The organism is Caballeronia hypogeia (assembly GCF_001544875.2).
Classification (GTDB): domain Bacteria; phylum Pseudomonadota; class Gammaproteobacteria; order Burkholderiales; family Burkholderiaceae; genus Caballeronia; species Caballeronia hypogeia.
On the sequence record NZ_FCOA02000053.1, the window covers coordinates 15,707 to 31,698 of the forward strand.

Sequence of the window (15,992 nt, forward strand, 5' to 3'; positions counted from 1 at the left end):
CGTTGATTATCACTCTAGCGTTTCGCGTCTAGTTCGTGCGAATCCATCGGCCTATGCTTCGTTTCACCTTCACCACCAGGACAACGGAGCACACCATGAACACCGTCAGCCAACAGCAATTCAAGCGCGTCTGGTTCATCACCGGCGCATCGCGCGGTCTCGGCGCGTTGATCGCCCGCGCCGCGCTCGACGACGGCAACGCCGTGGTCGCCGCCGGCCGCAATGTCGCGGCGATCGTCGAGCGCCTGGGCGAGTCGCCCGCGTTGCTGCCGGTCGCGCTCGACGTGACCAGCGAAGCGCAGGCCAGGGCCGCCGTGGACGCCGCCATCGGAAAGTTCGGGCGCATCGACGTATTGGTCAACAACGCGGGCTTCGGCTTGCTTGCGGCCATAGAAGAATCCAGCGACGCCGACGTGCGCCGCATGTACGACACCAACGTCTTCGGCCTGCTCAACGTGACGCGCGCCGTGCTGTCCGTCATGCGTCGCCAGCGCAGCGGTCACGTGATGAACATGTCTTCGGTGGGCGGCTATCGCTCGGCGGCGGGGTTCGGCGTGTACTGCTCGACGAAGTTCGCCGTCGAAGGCATCACCGAGGCGCTGCACGCGGAGTTGAAGCCGCTCGGCATTCATGCGACCGTGGTCGAGCCGGGCTATTTCCGCACGGACTTTCTCGATGCGTCGTCGCTCGTCGTGGGACAGGAGATCATCGGCGATTACGACGAAACCTCGGGTCACGTGCGGCGCCTGGCGGTGAACATGAACCACAATCAGCCGGGCGATCCCGCGAAGCTCGCCACCGCGCTTCTCGCGCTCGCCGATGCGCAAACGCCGCCGCTGCGCCTGCCGCTCGGCACCGACACGTTGAAGGCCATCGCGGAGAAGAACGCTTATGTCGCGGAAGAAACTCAGACGTGGAAGGCTTTGTCGGCGTCGACCGACTTCGCCAGCACATAACGCCGCGCCCATGCCCGCCATAATCGCGCGGCCATGAATCAGGCGGCGTAAGGCCCGGCAGCATCATCGGTAAAGGCCCTGCGTTGACCATCGTTATATCTGTACGTATATTCCGCGAACGGATATAAAGATCACGCAGGGCCAATACACATACAAGATCGCCCGCGCGCGCCATTCCCCACGCCAGAGGTCCAGCCGCACGATGTCCAGGGACAGCATCGATTCGCACATGATCCGCGTGCTGCATACGCTTCTCACCGAGTCGAGCGTGTCGCGCGCCGCAAGCCTGCTTGGGCAATCCCAGCCGACGGTGAGCATCGCGCTGCGCCGGCTGCGCGAGATCACGGGCGACCCTCTGCTGGTGCGCAGCGGCAGCCGCATGGTGCCGACCAGCCACGCGCTCACGCTGATCGAGCCGGCCGCGCAGGCATTGAGCAGCATCGACGCGATCCTGCATCCGAACACGAGTTTCGATCCGGTGGCGAGCACGCGCACGTTTCGCATCGGCTCGCCGGATTATCTCGACGTGTTCTTCGTGCCCGCCGTGATCGATGCGTTCCATCAGGCCGCGCCGCTCGCCAAGCTCGAATTCAAGCATCTGATGATGGTCGATGGCGGCTACGAGAACGGCCTCGAAACGGGTCTGCTCGATCTCGTCATCGGCAACTGGCGAACGCCGCCGGAGCATCTGCATCTGCAGCCGCTATGTCAGGACGAACTCGTCTGCCTGATGCGCGCGGCGCACCCGATCCGCGCGGGCGCACTCACGCGCGATGCCTATGAACAGGCCGAGCATCTGGCCGTGACGACCTATAACACGACCGCGTGGGGCACCATTGACACGGAGCTCGCGCGCAACGGATTGACGCGCACGGTCACGACCACGCTGCCCTACTTCGGCATGGCGCCGTATGTGCTCGTGCGCTCCGATCTGCTGTTCACGACGACGCGCGCGCTCGCCTCGCACTATGCGCGCCTGTTGCCCTTGCGTATCGAGCCGATTCCGGGCGGCGCGAGCGCGCTCACGTATTACCAGCTCTGGCATGAGAGAACGCATCGCAGCGCCGCGGCGCGCTGGCTGCGTCAGCTAGTGGCCAACGTCGCGCGCACGCTCGTCAGCGAGACGCGCTGACAACACGCTGCCTGCGCGCTGAAAGCAAAAAGACGCCGCGTGCGAAGCGCGGCGTCGTCAATGCGTGCATTCGACAATCACGAAGCGACAGGCAATCTCAACGTGTCGTCGGCGCGCGCGACGCTGGTCGGTCAGAGGCAAGCTGCGTCGTTATGGTTGTATCGATGTGAAGTGCTCAGAAGCATCCCGTGGACATGGCCTTGATGAGCGCCGCCTTGCCTTGCGTCGCCGTGCCGAGCAATGCGAAGCCGAGCGCGCGTTTGTCGACCGCGTGCTCGCACAACGCCGAAAGGCCATCGCATGGATCGTCGCCCGCAGGGGCGAAGCGCCACGCGCCGGCTTCGCCGGGCGGCACGATCACGGCAGGCGATGCGGGCGATTTCACCGTGATCGGCATGACCGGAAACTTCACGCGCGCAGGTTCTCCGGCGAGCGTGCGCGCGAGCGCGCGGGCCGCGTGCATGATCGGCAGAACGTAGGGTTGCACTTTGCCGTCGATCGCGGCGCAATCGCCGAGCGCATAGATATCGGCGGCGCTCGTGCGGCAGAACCCATCGGTGCGAATGCCGACATCGACATCGATACCCGACTGCGCCGCCAGGGCCACGCGCGGCGCGAGGCCGATCGCCGACAGCACGACACCGGCCGCGATCACATCGCCGTTGCCGAGCGTCACGTCATAGCCGGGATCGCGCTTGTCCACCGCCGCAACCGGCTGACCGAGGCGCAGGCGAATGCCATGCCTGTCGAGCGCGCGCGCATAGGCGTCGCCCGCCAGCGCGGGAAGCAAGCGCGAGAGCGGCGTGGCGGCCGGATCGATCAGCGTCACGTCGTAACCTCCGAGCGCGAGATCGTTGGCGAACTCGCAGCCGATCAGACCCGCGCCGAGCAGCGCGACCGACTTCGCGCCATCGAGCCGCGCCCGGAAGCGCGCGTAATCGTCGAGCGAATTCACGGAGAGCACGTCATCCGCCGCATCGCCCGCGAGCGGAATGCGGCGCGCGTCCGCACCCAGCGCGAGCACCAGCTTGCCGTAACGCAGCGCGGCGCCGTTGACGAAGACTTCGTGCGTATCGATGGCAATGCGCTCCACCTTCCGATGCGCGATGATGCCCGCGTTCAGTTGCGCGCGCATCGCGCCGGCGTCGAAGGTGACCAGCTCTTGCGGCGCCTTGTTCATCGCGAGCGCATTGGAGAGCGTCGGCTTCGAATAGAAGTCGCCCGAATCCTCGCTGACGAGCACGATGGGCACGTTCTTGTCGAGCTTGCGCAGCTCGCGCGCGACCGTGTAACCGGCCATGCCCGTGCCGATGATGATCACGCGGTTGGTGTCGTTCGTATTCATGCCGTCACCACCTGCATGTCGAAGTCCTGCTTGCCGGTGCCGCAATCGGGGCAAAGCCAGTCGCCGGGCACGTCTTCCCAGCGCGTGCCGGCCGCGATGCCTTCATCGGGCAAGCCTTGCGCTTCGTCGTAACGAAAGCCGCAGATCACGCATTCCCAGATTTTCATGTCGATGTCTCCTTGCGCGTTTTTCAGCGCACGTAGTGCTGGCCGAGACCGATCTCCGCGAGCGCGCGTCGATACGCGCCCGACGAGCGGTCGGCGAGAATCGGCGCTTCCGCGGCGCGGTCGATCGGCAAGTCCTCGGGACATTGCAACTCGACGATCGCCCGATCTTCCTCGAACACCTGGCGGTTGAACGCGTAGACGTCGTCGAGCGGCAGGTCCTTGTCGAAGTTGCGCGCGATCGGCACGAACAGGCGCGTTTCGCGCGCGGACACCGGGCTCGCCGCGTTGAGGATCGCGAGCCGCCCGCCTTCGGGGAAATGCACGGTGAGGCGCGCGAAGAACGGCACGTCGACTTCGAAGATGCGCCGCCACAGGAAGCCTTCGGGCGCGCGATGCTGCATCGACTTCGGGAAGTTGCTCACGCTGCTCACGTACTCCGCGCGCATGCCGTTGGCGCGGCGCTCGACGGTGTAATTCGGCACCACCGGATTGCGCCGGTCCGCGAAGCTGTGGTGATGAATCCACGCGAAGTGCGCGACATCGATGAAGCCTTCCGTCTGACGTCCCGCCGAGGCCTTGATGTCGATGGAAGGCGGCAGGATCTGCTGAAAGCCTTCGGTGTTCCAAGCGGGGAAGTCGGGCAACGGCTGCGCGCCGCCGCCGAGCGAGACCCAGACGAGGCCGTAGGCTTCCTGCGCCGCATACGTCGTCAGACACAAACGTTCCGGAATCGGCCCGCCTTCCTGCGATGGAATGTGTTTGCACTTGCCGTCGCCGCCATACGCGAGACCGTGATAAGGACACACGAGGTTGCCGTCCTCGACCCAGCCCTGACTCAGCGGCGCGCCGCGATGCGGACACACATCGCGCGCGGCGACGAGCGTGCCGTTCGAGCGGAACACGACGAGCGCTTCGTCGAGCAAGGTCGCGCGAAAGGGCTTGTCCGCGATATCCGCGGCGAACGCGACCGGATGCCAGTACTGGCTCAGGATTTCCCAGTCGTGGCGGTCGAACGTGCAGCTGCGGGGGAGCGTGGGCGCGCGCTGAAAGGTGAGCGGCGCGACGTTGGGGGTCGACATGTTGGTTGTCTCCTGGACGCGGTCTTGCCCGATGCGACCGCGTGGAGACAACGATATCGGCGTGCGGCATGTCGCCCAATCCTTCGGGCGACATTGAGTCTATGTTTTCGGCGCAATGTGACTCGATGACGCGATGACATCGCCCGCGCGAATCGCATCGACGTTCGGCGTGCCGCAGAGCGCCATCGCGCGTTTCGCTTCGTCGAGCAGGATATCGATCGCGCGCAACGCGCCCGCCGCGCCGGCCACGGCCGCGCCGAACAGCACCGGACGCGCGACGCCCGCGGCCCGCGCGCCGAGGGCCACCGCCTTGAGGATATCGACGCCGCGTCGCACGCCCGAGTCGATGATCAGCTCGACCTCGGCCCCGAGCGCGCGCCGCACCGCGTCCAGCGATTCGAGGCTCGATTGCGCGCCGTCGAGTTGCCGTCCGCCGTGATTGGATACCCAGATCGCATCGATGCCGAGCCGCGCAAGCCGGCCCGCGTCGGCAGGATGCTGCACGCCCTTCACGACGATGCGCCCGCCCCACTGATCGCGCAGACGCGCGAGATGATCGAACGAAAACGCGGCATCGAGCATCGTGCCGACCTTGTGTGCGATGGTCAGTCCCGCGCCCTCGCCCGGATCGAGATCGCGCACGTTCTCGAATTGCGGCGAGCCTTGGCGCAGGTAACGCAGCGCCCAGCCGGGATGACGCATGGCGTCGAGCACGTGCGAGACGCGCGGCTTCAGCGGAATCGCGATGCCATTGCGCAGATCGCGCTCGCGCTTGCCGCCCACAGCCAGATCGACCGTCACGACGAGCGCTTCGAAGTCCGCGCCGCGCACGCGGTCGATCAGCTTGCGCGTGAAGTCGCGGTCCTTCAGCGTGTAGAGCTGGAACCAGCGGCGTCCGTCGGCGTGGCGCGCGATGGTTTCGAGCGCGGTCGTCGACATCGTCGATTGCACGTAGGGAATGCCGCGCGCCGCGGCGGCCTGTGCGAGCATCAGGTCCGCGCCGGGACGCGCGAGCGTGCACGAGCCCATCGGCGCGATCAGGAGCGGCGCGTTGCTGCGCGCGCCGAGCAGCGGCGTCGAAAGATCGGGCATGGAGACGTCGTTCAGCACGCGCGGCACGAGGGCGACGCGCTCGAACGCGCTACGATTTGCCGCGAGCGTGATCTCGTCTTCCGCGCCGCCGTCGATGAACTCGAACACGAAGCGCGGCAAGCTGCGCCGCGCGAGTTCGCGCAGATCCGCAATCGACAACGCGTCGTCGATTGAGCGCATCACGCGTCGCGCACCTTGCCCGTGCTGGCAAGGCGCGCGGCGAGCGTCGAGAGCGCGTCGTAGGCTTCGCGCGATACCGCATCCCACGCACCCATCGCCTGCGATTGCGCTTCGACCACCGCGCGGTCGCCGCGCGCGGCGGGTCCGGTCAACGCGTCCTTCGGACCGAGCGAGACGACGTTCGCCACTGCATTGCGCGACAGCGTGTGCATCATGTCCTCGATGAGCGGCGGCGGTATGCCCGCTGCCTGCCACATCTCGACCGACATGGCCGCGAGCACCGGCAGGAAGTTCGACGCCACCACCGCCGCCGCGTGATACAGCGCCTTGCTGCCCGGCTCGATATCGAAGCAGCGCGCGCCGATGGCCTCCAGAATCCCGCTCCACGCGGCGCGCGCGGACGGATCGCCTTCGAAGCCGCACGGCGTGCCTTCGAACTGAAACACCGCGGTGCCGGGATTGGCGAAGCTCAGCATCGGATGCGCGCTCGCCACGCTCCAGCCGATTGCGCGCAGGGACGCGAGCGTGTCGGTGTCGAGCGCGCCGCTGCAATGCACGGCGATCGAAGGCGCGTCGTCTTTGCGAAGTTTTGCGAGCGCATCCGCCACGTCCGCGATGCGCATGTCGGGCACCGACAGGAGCCAGATATCGGCGGGACGCATCGCGGCGATATCGCCGGTCGCGCTCCCCGCGCCGATGAAGTCCACGGCTTGCGCGGCATGCGCGGCGTCGCGGTCGCACACGTCGCCGATTTCGAGCACGCGGTTCGCGACGATCAGATTGCCGAGCGTCGCGCCGACCCTTCCCGCGCCGATGATATTGAGCGTCGCCATGATGGGATGCCGCGCGCCGCTCAGCCGTGTTTGACCGCGATGGTCTTCAGGCTCGTGAAGCCGTACAGCGCCTCGAAGCCCTTCTCGCGTCCGTGGCCGCTCGCCTTCACGCCGCCGAACGGCAACTCGACGCCCCCGCCCGCGCCGTAGTTGTTGACGAACACCTGCCCCGCCTGCAGCTTGCGAGCGAGGCGCAGGCCGCGTGAGCCATCGCGCGTCCACACGCCCGCGACGAGGCCGTAGTTCGTGCCGTTGGCGAGCTTCACGGCTTCGGCTTCGTCGTCGAAAGGCATGACGGCGAGCACCGGACCGAAGACTTCTTCCTGTGCGAGACGGCTTTGCGGCGGCACGTCGCGAAACAGCACGGCTTCCTGGAAGTAACCGTTGCGCGATGCCTCCACCGCGATCTTGCCGCGCGCCGCCACGCGAATGCCTTGCGCTTCCGCGTCTTCGACCATCGCGCGCACGCGCGTCTGCTGCTTCTTGTTGACGAGCGGACCCATGTCGAGGTCCATCGACGAAGGACCGGTGCGCATCGCCTCGAAGCGCGCCGACAGACGCTCGATCACCGTCTCGTAGATGCCGCGCTGAACCAGCAGACGGCTGCCCGCCGAACACGTCTGCCCCGCGTTCTGGATGATCGCGTTGAGGATCACGGGCAGGGCTTCGTCGAGATCGGCGTCGTCGAACACGAGTTGCGGCGACTTGCCGCCGAGTTCGAGCACGCTCGGACAATGACGCTCCGCCGCCGTGCGTCCGACCAGTGCGCCGGTCGCAGTCGAGCCGGTGAACGAGATATGGCGGATGCCTTCATTGGCCGACAACGCCGCGCCCGCCTCGCCGCCGAGCCCCGTGACCACGTTGATCGCGCCTGCCGGAAAGCCAGTTTCGGCGGCGATTTCCGCGAGCCGCAGAATCGACAGGCTGGCGTCTTCCGCCGGCTTCACGACGCACGCGTTGCCCGCCGCCAGCGAAGCGCCGACGCTGCGCCCGTAGATCTGCATCGGGTAATTCCACGGGATGATGTGCCCGGTCACGCCAATCGGCTCGCGCACCGTCAGCACGGTGAAGCCGGTCGTGTAGGGCAGCGTCTCGCCATGCAGCTTGTCGACGCAGCCGGCGTAGTACTGCAGATAGCGCGCGAGCACGGCGGCATCCGTGCGCGCGGTCTTGAGCGCCTTGCCGGTGTCGCGCGCTTCGAGCTGCGCGAGCTCGTCGGCGTGATCGAGCACGGCCTTCGCGTACGCGAACAGCAGGTTCGAACGCTCGACCGGCGAGAGCTTCGCCCACGGGCCGTCGAGCGCCTCGCCCATCGCGCCCTGAGCGGCGCAAACGGCCAAGTCGATATCGGCGGCGTTGCCGCGTGCGATGGCCGCGAACGGCTCGCCGGTGCTCGGGTCGATGACATCGAGCGATTCGCCGTTGTCCGCCGCCTTCCAGGCGTTGCCGATGAAGTGACGATATTCCATGCTTACTCCGTGATTGCGTGTTCGTTGACGGCCTGCGCGATCGCCGTGCCGACTTCGATGGTGTTGGACTTGCCGCCCATGTCCGGCGTGCGCGGCCCGTTTTCGAGCACGCTTTCGATGGCCGACACGATGCTCTTCGCCGCCGCTTCGTAGCGCGCCTCGCCGCGTCCGAGATGCTGCAGCATCAGCGCCGCCGACCAGATCTGCCCGATAGGATTGGCGATGCCCTTGCCCGCGATATCGGGCGCCGAGCCATGCACGGGTTCGAACAGCGACGGGAAGCGCCGCTCAGGATTCAGGTTCGCAGAAGGCGCGATGCCGATGGTGCCGGTGCACGCCGGCCCGAGGTCCGACAGGATGTCGCCGAACAGATTGGACGCGACGACCACATCGAAACGATCCGGATGCTGCACGAAATGCGCGCACAGAATGTCGATGTGAAACTTGTTCGTCGCGATATCCGGATAGCGCTTCGACGCTTCGGCCAGACGTTCGTCCCAGTACGGCATCGTGATCGAGATGCCGTTGGATTTGGTCGCGGCGGTCAGCTGCTTCTTCGGTCGGCTCTGCGCGAGCTGAAACGCGAAGTCGAGAATGCGATCGACGCCCGTGCGCGTGAACACGGCCTGCTGCGTCGCGAACTCGCGTTCGGTGCCTTCGAACATGCGTCCGCCGACCGACGAATATTCACCCTCGGTGTTCTCGCGCACCACCAGAAAGTCGATCTCGCCGGGCTTGCGGTTCGCGAGCGGCGAAGGCACGCCGGGCATCAGGCGCACCGGGCGCAGGTTCACGTATTGATCGAACTCGCGGCGAATCTTGATGATCGATTCCCACACAGCCGTGTGGTCCGGCACGATGTCGGGCGCGCCGACCGCGCCGAAGAAGATCGCGTCGTGTTTGCCAACCTGCTTGTCCCAGTCGGCGGGCATCATGGTGCCGTGCTGCACGTAATGCTCGGTGCACCACGAGGCGAACTCGTCGAAATGCAGCGCGATGTCATAGCGCGCGGCGACGGCCTTCAGCACGCGCAAGCCTTCGACCATCACTTCGCGGCCGATGCCGTCGCCCGGAATGACGGCGATATTATGCGTTGTTGCCATGAAGTCTCCTGATGTTCGACACGGGATTGCCGGGCGAAAGCGCGCAGGAGGCATCGGGCGCCGAGCAGGCGCGTCGAAGGCTGGCTTGTCTCCATCGTCTCTTTCGCCATGCGGACGCGCGTGCGCCCGGGCATCGGACTGTTCAGAGGGCAATCTAGCGGACGCCTGTGCGCGAAGGAAGTGCGAATCCGGAAACGGGAGTCTTCGAATATCCGCAAGGCTCAGGGTTTGTTTCCCGGGGCGACCAGACTCGCCGGCGCGTACGCGCTCAGAAAATCGAACAGCTTGCGCGCGGGCAAGGCCGCCGCGCCCTCACGAATCCCCACCGACATCACGCGCTCGGCCCACGGATTGGTCAGGCGGATGAAGCGCAAATGCATGGGTTCGCGGAACAGCCGCACCGCGCCTTCCGGCAGCACGCCGATGCCCTGCCCCGCCGCGATCAGCCGGCACATCGCCTCGAAGCTCTGCACCTGCACGCGAAAGCGGATGGTGCGGCCCGCGAGCGCGGCTTCCTTGACGAGCATGCGCGTGACTTCGGCCTTGTCGTCGAGGCCGACGATATCGTGTTCGAGCAGCGCGCCGAAGTCGACCTGCTCGCCTTGCAGCACGTGATCCTCGGGCACCACGACGCTGATCCGGTCCGCGCAATACGGCGCGAGCCGTATGCCTTCCATGCCGACCTGCGAGGTCACGACGCCGACGTCCGCGCGGCCCTCGCGCAGCGCCTGAAGAATATCCATGCTGCGCAATTCGCTGATATGCAGCTTGATGTCCTGATAGCGCTGCGAGAACGCGCGCAGATGATCGGGCAAATCCTGGCTGATCGCGGAGATGTTGGCGAACACGCGCACGCGGCCGACCGATCCTTTGGTGTAGTCGGACAGCTCGCTATAGATCGCGTCGGTCTTGAGCAGGAGCTCGGTGGCGTGGCGCGCGAGCGCTTCGCCCGCCGGGGTGGGCTCGACGCCCGCCGACGTACGGTTCAGCAGCCCCACGCGAAAATGATGTTCGAGTAGCGCGATGCGCCGGCTCGCGGTCGATAACGACATGTGCGATTGCTGCGCCGCCTTGGACAGGCTGCCCATTTCGACAGCGCGCAGAAAGAGAGCCAGCGACGTGAGATCGAACAAAACCGGATGCTCCGACAAAGATCATGCCGCGCAGTATGGCATCCGCTTTCGTTAGCTGCGTCGCGCCCGGATACAGGAAAACCCTAGTCATCGCGCGCGCCGCGTCGTGCAGCGCGTGTTCGAAGTATTCGAAAGCCCGCTTCGGCGATTTCGCATATCACCTGTGCGCAGCAGCCGCTACATTTCTTCTGTCCCGCCGCGTCTCGCGCGAGCAGGGGCTCAAAAAACATAGACGGAGACAGACGTGGAAATCGATGCCAGCATGACGGGCGGCGCGGCATCGCCCGCCTCATCGCAGGACGCGGCCACCGCCGACCGGATCTTCCGGCGCCTCGCGCTGCATATTCTGCCCATTCTGATGTTCGCGTACATCACGTCCTACATCGATCGCGTGAACGTGAGTTTCGCGAAGCTGCAGATGGCGCAGCAGCTCGGCTTCTCCGATGCCGTGTTCGGCTTCGGCGCGGGCATCTTCTTTCTCGGCTACGTGATTTTCGAAGTGCCCAGCAACATGATCCTGCAGCGCGTGGGCGCGCGGCGCTGGATCACACGCATCATCCTTTCATGGGGCATCGTCTCCGGGCTGACGGCCTTCGTCTCCACGCCGATGCAGTTCTACGTGATGCGCTGCCTGCTCGGCGTCGCGGAGGCGGGCTTCATTCCGGCGATCGTTTTCTATATCGGCCAGTCGTTTCCACGCAACCGTCGCGCGCGCATCCTCAGCATGTTCTATGCGGCGCTCGCGCTCGCGGGCCTGATCGGCTCGCCTCTGACCGGCTTCATCATGCAGTACTTCGACGGCCTGATGCAGTTGCCCGGCTGGAAGTGGATCTTCATCGTCGAGTCGCTGCCGGCGTTTCTCGCCGCCGTCTACACCTGGAAGGGACTCGACGACGACGTGACGAAAAGCCCGCGCTACAGCGAAGCGGATCGCGCGTTTCTCACCCGCGTGCTGGCCGAGGATCGCGCGGTGACGGCCGAATCGAATCACAAGGGTCTGTTGTCGAGCTGGCTCGTGTGGGCGTTCTGCTTCATCTACTTCCTCGATGTGTTCGCTATCTACGGCTACACCTTCTGGGCCCCGACCATGATCAAGTCGATGGGCATCTCCGGCGACTTCGCGATCGGCGCGCTGGCGGCGCTGCCCAACGCGGTTGCGGTGGTCGTGATGGTGTGGTTCGGCCGCAGCGCGGACCGGCGCGGCGAGCGGCGCATGCACGTCGCGGCCCTGCTGCTCATGGGCGCGGTCGGCTTGTCGCTGTCGGTGCTCTGGCATGACAATCTGTGGCTCGGCATGTTCGCGCTGTGCATCGCCAATGCAGGCCTGCTGTCGTTTCCGCCGCTCTTCTGGAGCATGCCCACGGCCGTGCTCGGGCAGGCCGCGGCGGCGGTCGGCATTGCCTGGATCAGCGCGTTCGGCAATCTCGGCGGCTTCTTCGGACCGTATGCGGTCGGCTTTCTGAAGCAAGCCTCCGGCGGCATGACGCTGCCGATCTTTTCGATGGTCGGCTGCCTCGTGCTCGGCATCGTGCTGACGATGCTGCTGCCACGACGGCTCGTGAACCGTTAAGCCTTTTTAATCGAACCCGACAACACGTAGAGACAACGCATGAAGCAACGAATCGGCATGATCGGCATCGGCCTGATGGGCCACGGCATCGCGCGCAACGTGATGAAACACGGCTATCCGCTGACGGTGGTCGAGCATCCCGGCAACCAGCCGCTCGACGAACTGCTCGCCGGCGGCGTGAAGACGGTCGCGAACGGCGCGGCGCTCGCGCTCGAGTCGGAGATCATCATTCTGTGCGTGACCGGCTCGCCCGAAGTCGAAGCCGTGCTCACCGCGCCCGATGGCGTGCTGGCGGGCCTGCAGCCGGGCAGCATCGTGATCGACTGCTCGACGGCCGTGCCCGCGTCGACCGTGCGCATGGCGGGACTCGTGCGCGAGGCGGGCGGCCTGTTCGTCGATGCGCCGATGACCCGTACCGCGAAGGAAGCGCACGAAGGGCGTCTGAACCTGCTGGTCGGCGCTTCAGCCGAACTGTTCGCGCGGATCGAGCCGCTGTTGCGCACGTATGCGGAGAACGTGACGCTCGTAGGCGCGCTGGGCGCGGGGCACAGCATGAAGCTGCTGCACAACTTCGTGTCGCTTGGAACCATCGCGCTGATTTCCGAGGCCGCGGCCTGCGCAAAGCGCGCGGGCGTCGACGCGCAAACCTTCGTCGATGTGCTCGCGAAGGGCGGCGGCGGCGGCGCGGCGCTGGAGCGGCTGCGTCCCGCGCTCATCGAGGGCGACCCGACGGGCATGCCGTTCCACATGTCGAACGCGCTCAAGGACCTCGGCTACTACGTGACGATGGCGGGCGACAACCACGCCGTCGATGCGATCGCGGCCACGGTGCGCCAGACCTATGCGGGCGCGGTCGATGAAGGCGGCGCGCATCGCACGTTGCTGGAGCTGCCGGTTCTGCTCGGCGAGGAAGCGGCGCGCGCCGCATCCAGGTAACGAGCGCACGCTCAGGCCGCGCCCAGCAGCGACTTCGGTTCGAGAAACGCCTCGATGCCGAACGCGCCGTACTCGCGCCCGATGCCGGATTGCTTGAAGCCGCCGAACGGCGCCGCAGGCTCGTGCGCGAGCGTGTTGACGAGCACGCGGCCCGCTTCGATGCGCGCGGCCACGGCGCTTGCGCGCGCGGTATCGGATGAGCACACGTAAGCTTGCAGGCCGTAGGACGTGTCGTTGGCGATGGCGATCGCGTCTTCCGTGTCACGATACGCGATGATCGACAGCACCGGCCCGAAAATCTCCTCGCGCGCAATGGTCATGTCGTTGCGCACGTCGCTGAAGATCGTCGGACGCACGAACCAGCCCGCGCTGACGTTGTCCGGACGCCCCGCGCCGCCCGCGATCAGCCGCGCGCCCTCCTCGATGCCGACGCGAATGTAGCGCTGAACGCGTTCCCATTGCCTGCGGCTGACCATCGGCCCGATGCTCGTGCGCGCATCGCGCGGATCGCCCGACTGAATCCCCGCGACCGCGCGCATGATCTTCTGCTCGAACTCCGCGAGCCGCGCCTGCGGCACCAGAATGCGCGTGCCCGCGATGCACGCCTGCCCGCTGTTCATGAAACCCGCGTCGAGCGCGAGCGGCACGGCTGCATCGAAATCCGCGTCGTCGAGCACGATCATCGGCGACTTGCCGCCGAGTTCGAGCGTCACGCGTTTCAGCGTCTCGGCGGCGCTGCGCAGAATAGTCTTGCCGACGAGCGTCGAGCCCGTGAACGACAGCTTCGCTACATCCGGATGCGCGCTGATCTCCGCGCCGACCGTCTCGCCGCGCCCCGTGACGATGTTGAACACGCCCGGCGGAAGCCCGGCCTCGTGCAGCGCTTCGGTGACCACGCGTGTCTGTATCGCGCTCATCTCGCTGGGCTTGATGACGGCCGTGCAGCCCGCCGCCAGCGCCGCCGCGAGCTTGCCGCAAATGAAGCCCGCGTCGCTGTTCCATGGCGTGATCAGGCCGGCGACGCCGAGCGGCTGCATTATGACCTTGGCCGTGCCGGCCTCGCGGACGAATGCATAGTCTTCGAGCACCTTCGCCGCCTCGATCAGCACGTTGCCCGCGTGCCGCGCCATCCAGCGCCCGCGCGTCACCGGCGCGCCGTATTCCTCGACGATCGCCTCGAACAGCGCGTCTTCCTTCGCGATGACAGCCGCATGCAGGCGCTTCAGCATGTCGATGCGCGCGCGCTTGTCGGTGCGCGAAAACGCCGGAAAGGCGCGCCTGGCCGCCGCGATGGCGCGGCGCGCGTCTTCGGCATCGGCCAGACGCACGCGGCCGATCACCTGTTCGGTGGCGGGATTGAAGAGATCGAAAAACTCGTCGCCGTGCGGCGTGACGAAGGCGCCGTCGATATAGATGTGGTCGATGATCTGCATGATTCGCTTCACGAGTCGTTGTCTTGCAGCGAAGATAAGGCGTTTGCATTGATTCGACTAGCCGTACAATCCGGCATGACCTGTTGAACGATCTGGGATAATGAAGACTTCCGGACTGAGCGAACTCGAAGCGGTTCTCGCCGTCGCGCGTCATCGCAGCTTTCGCGCGGCGGCGAGCGAAATGAGCATCTCGACCTCCGCGCTCAGTCACGCGGTCGCGGCGCTGGAAGCGCGCATTGGCGTGCGTCTTTTCAACCGGACGACGCGTAGCGTGTCGCTCTCGGAGGCGGGCGCGCAGTTCGTGCAGAACGTCGCGCCCGCCCTTTCCACTATCCGCGATGCGCTCGAGCAGGCGGGCAGTTTTCGCGACACGCCATCGGGCACGCTGCGCATCAATACATCGACGGGCGCGGCGCGCCAGGTGATGCCGGTGTTCATCGCATTCCTGCAACGCTATGCCGACATGAAGCTCGACATCGTCACCGAAGGCCGGCTGGTCGATATCGTGGTCGAGGGATTCGATGCGGGTATCCGTCTGATCGAAGCCGTGCCGCAGGACATGATCGCAGTGCCGTTCGGCGACCGGCAGCGCTTTGCCGTGGTCGGCAGCCCGGAGTACTTCGCCCGGCACAAGCCGCCGCGCACGCCGGCGGATCTGGCGGCGCACCGCTGCATCCGCTCCCGCATGCCGGGCGGGTCGATCTATCAATGGGAATTCGAGCGCCACGGCGAGGCGTTGCGCATCGACGGCGACGGCGCGCTGACGCTGGACGAACCGGGACTCATGCTCGCGGCGGCGCGCGCGGGACTCGGACTCGCGTATCTGACCGAATGGAACGTGAGCGCCGATCTCGCGAACGGCGCGCTCGTGCGCGTGCTCGAAGACTGGACGCCGCCGCTCGACGGCCTGTGCCTCTACTATCCGGGACGGCGTCATGTGCCTGCCGGACTGCGCGCGCTGACGGACATGATCCATGACTACGCCGATGCGAACCGCAAGCGTTCGCAGACTTCGCGCAAACGCCCCGCGCGACCCTGACGGCGCTTTGCCGTCGCATCTCATTTGCTGATCGGCGAGCGGTTCCGCCGCCCCGGCGAGAGCATCGCCGGCGACCCGTCTGCCTCTGCGTCAATTCAAAGCATTAACGCCGCCATCAGTTTTCTTTATTGCGTTCTTTGATGCGCGCGCAGCCCGGCGCGTGCATCCGTCCCGCACTCCTCCCCGCCGAAGTCCATCCCGCAAGGGCCCGTCGATGCGACGACATCGCCTTGCAGTTGGCTGTCGACATGTACCCAATGGTTAACCCTTTCTCTTTTGCGCCGATGCGACGGGGTACGTTCGTAGCCGCTGGCAGGTCGCTGGCATCGCATCAATTCAAACGACAATCGATGAGGGGTTTTCAAGGGTGAAACGTCAACTGAAGCCATTGAGCGCAGTGGTGCTCGCGTATGCAGCGGCCGCCGCGACGCCGGCATTCGCTCAAAGTAGCGTCACGCTGTACGGTATCGTCGACGATTCGATCGTCTACCAAAGCAGCCAGACGAACCTGGCCAAGACGAACCC

At 66.0% G+C, this 15,992-nt stretch carries 14 protein-coding genes and 1 pseudogene; 6 read left to right on the top strand and 9 right to left on the bottom strand.

Going from position 1 to position 15,992, the window contains the following annotated elements:
- Nucleotides 1-95: 95 nt before the first annotated feature.
- Nucleotides 96-956 (top strand): oxidoreductase, encoded by an 861-nt coding sequence (locus AWB79_RS36610; RefSeq protein ID WP_061172352.1) that lies wholly within the window; start codon nt 96-98, stop codon nt 954-956.
- Nucleotides 957-1,158: 202 nt separating this feature from the next.
- A complete protein-coding gene (locus tag AWB79_RS36615; protein ID WP_061172353.1) occupies nt 1,159-2,088 on the top strand; it encodes a LysR family transcriptional regulator in 930 nt (309 codons plus the stop codon).
- Between the two features lie 175 nt (nt 2,089-2,263).
- Here the strand turns inward: AWB79_RS36615 and AWB79_RS36620 are convergent, their stop codons facing one another.
- From AWB79_RS36620 to AWB79_RS36655, 8 genes are all read right to left on the bottom strand, one after another.
- Nucleotides 2,264-3,433: an FAD-dependent oxidoreductase gene (locus AWB79_RS36620; protein ID WP_061172354.1), complete on the bottom strand. Its 1,170-nt coding sequence runs from the start codon at nt 3,431-3,433 to the stop codon at nt 2,264-2,266.
- Nucleotides 3,430-3,600: a rubredoxin gene (locus AWB79_RS36625; RefSeq protein WP_061172355.1), complete on the bottom strand. Its 171-nt coding sequence runs from the start codon at nt 3,598-3,600 to the stop codon at nt 3,430-3,432. The genes AWB79_RS36620 and AWB79_RS36625 overlap by 4 nt, the downstream gene beginning before the upstream one ends.
- Nucleotides 3,601-3,623: 23 nt before the next feature.
- Nucleotides 3,624-4,679 (bottom strand): Rieske 2Fe-2S domain-containing protein, encoded by a 1,056-nt coding sequence (locus tag AWB79_RS36630; protein ID WP_061172356.1) that lies wholly within the window; start codon nt 4,677-4,679, stop codon nt 3,624-3,626.
- Nucleotides 4,680-4,778: 99 nt separating this feature from the next.
- Nucleotides 4,779-5,951 (bottom strand): alpha-hydroxy acid oxidase, encoded by a 1,173-nt coding sequence (locus AWB79_RS36635; RefSeq protein ID WP_063963626.1) that lies wholly within the window; start codon nt 5,949-5,951, stop codon nt 4,779-4,781.
- Complete coding sequence (locus AWB79_RS36640; RefSeq protein WP_061172357.1) at nt 5,951-6,784, bottom strand: Rossmann-like and DUF2520 domain-containing protein; 834 nt, start codon at nt 6,782-6,784, stop codon at nt 5,951-5,953. The genes AWB79_RS36635 and AWB79_RS36640 overlap by 1 nt, the downstream gene beginning before the upstream one ends.
- Before the next feature lie 20 nt (nt 6,785-6,804).
- Nucleotides 6,805-8,253 carry an aldehyde dehydrogenase family protein gene (locus AWB79_RS36645; protein ID WP_061172358.1) on the bottom strand — a complete coding sequence of 483 codons (1,449 nt, stop codon included), beginning with the start codon at nt 8,251-8,253 and terminating at the stop codon, nt 6,805-6,807.
- 2 nt (nt 8,254-8,255) lie between these two features.
- Nucleotides 8,256-9,356 carry a tartrate dehydrogenase gene (locus tag AWB79_RS36650; RefSeq protein ID WP_061172359.1) on the bottom strand — a complete coding sequence of 367 codons (1,101 nt, stop codon included), beginning with the start codon at nt 9,354-9,356 and terminating at the stop codon, nt 8,256-8,258.
- Nucleotides 9,357-9,577: 221 nt separating this feature from the next.
- Nucleotides 9,578-10,489 (bottom strand): LysR family transcriptional regulator, encoded by a 912-nt coding sequence (locus AWB79_RS36655; protein ID WP_061172360.1) that lies wholly within the window; start codon nt 10,487-10,489, stop codon nt 9,578-9,580.
- 244 nt (nt 10,490-10,733) lie between these two features.
- On the opposite strand from AWB79_RS36655, the gene AWB79_RS36660 reads away from it, so the two are divergent.
- A complete protein-coding gene (locus AWB79_RS36660) occupies nt 10,734-12,059 on the top strand; it encodes an MFS transporter (protein ID WP_061172361.1) in 1,326 nt (441 codons plus the stop codon).
- A 39-nt stretch (nt 12,060-12,098) separates the two neighbouring features.
- A complete protein-coding gene (locus AWB79_RS36665; protein WP_061172362.1) occupies nt 12,099-12,995 on the top strand; it encodes an NAD(P)-dependent oxidoreductase in 897 nt (298 codons plus the stop codon).
- Nucleotides 12,996-13,006: 11 nt separating this feature from the next.
- Here AWB79_RS36665 and AWB79_RS36670 read toward each other — a convergent pair whose 3' ends face one another.
- Complete coding sequence (locus tag AWB79_RS36670) at nt 13,007-14,428, bottom strand: aldehyde dehydrogenase family protein (protein WP_061172363.1); 1,422 nt, start codon at nt 14,426-14,428, stop codon at nt 13,007-13,009.
- Between the two features lie 100 nt (nt 14,429-14,528).
- Between AWB79_RS36670 and AWB79_RS36675 the strand changes: the two genes are divergently transcribed.
- On the top strand, nt 14,529-15,467 hold the full coding sequence (locus AWB79_RS36675) for a LysR family transcriptional regulator (protein ID WP_061172364.1): 939 nt from the start codon (nt 14,529-14,531) through the stop codon (nt 15,465-15,467).
- Nucleotides 15,468-15,834: 367 nt separating this feature from the next.
- Nucleotides 15,835-15,992: pseudogene (locus AWB79_RS39220) on the top strand (porin); the annotation flags it as partial.

Excerpts from the sequence above, each read along its gene's own strand:
- AWB79_RS36670 (WP_061172363.1), bottom strand. The coding sequence starts at position 14,428 with ATGCAGATCATCGACCACATCTATATCGACGGCGCCTTCGTCACGCCG.
- AWB79_RS36620 (WP_061172354.1), bottom strand. The coding sequence starts at position 3,433 with ATGAATACGAACGACACCAACCGCGTGATCATCATCGGCACGGGCATG.
- AWB79_RS36665 (WP_061172362.1), top strand. The coding sequence starts at position 12,099 with ATGAAGCAACGAATCGGCATGATCGGCATCGGCCTGATGGGCCACGGC.
- AWB79_RS36630 (WP_061172356.1), bottom strand. The coding sequence starts at position 4,679 with ATGTCGACCCCCAACGTCGCGCCGCTCACCTTTCAGCGCGCGCCCACG.
- AWB79_RS36615 (WP_061172353.1), top strand. The coding sequence starts at position 1,159 with ATGTCCAGGGACAGCATCGATTCGCACATGATCCGCGTGCTGCATACG.
- AWB79_RS36625 (WP_061172355.1), bottom strand. The coding sequence starts at position 3,600 with ATGAAAATCTGGGAATGCGTGATCTGCGGCTTTCGTTACGACGAAGCG.
- AWB79_RS36640 (WP_061172357.1), bottom strand. The coding sequence starts at position 6,784 with ATGGCGACGCTCAATATCATCGGCGCGGGAAGGGTCGGCGCGACGCTC.
- AWB79_RS36650 (WP_061172359.1), bottom strand. The coding sequence starts at position 9,356 with ATGGCAACAACGCATAATATCGCCGTCATTCCGGGCGACGGCATCGGC.
- AWB79_RS36645 (WP_061172358.1), bottom strand. The coding sequence starts at position 8,253 with ATGGAATATCGTCACTTCATCGGCAACGCCTGGAAGGCGGCGGACAAC.
- AWB79_RS36675 (WP_061172364.1), top strand. The coding sequence starts at position 14,529 with ATGAAGACTTCCGGACTGAGCGAACTCGAAGCGGTTCTCGCCGTCGCG.
- AWB79_RS36610 (WP_061172352.1), top strand. The coding sequence starts at position 96 with ATGAACACCGTCAGCCAACAGCAATTCAAGCGCGTCTGGTTCATCACC.
- AWB79_RS36635 (WP_063963626.1), bottom strand. The coding sequence starts at position 5,951 with ATGCGCTCAATCGACGACGCGTTGTCGATTGCGGATCTGCGCGAACTC.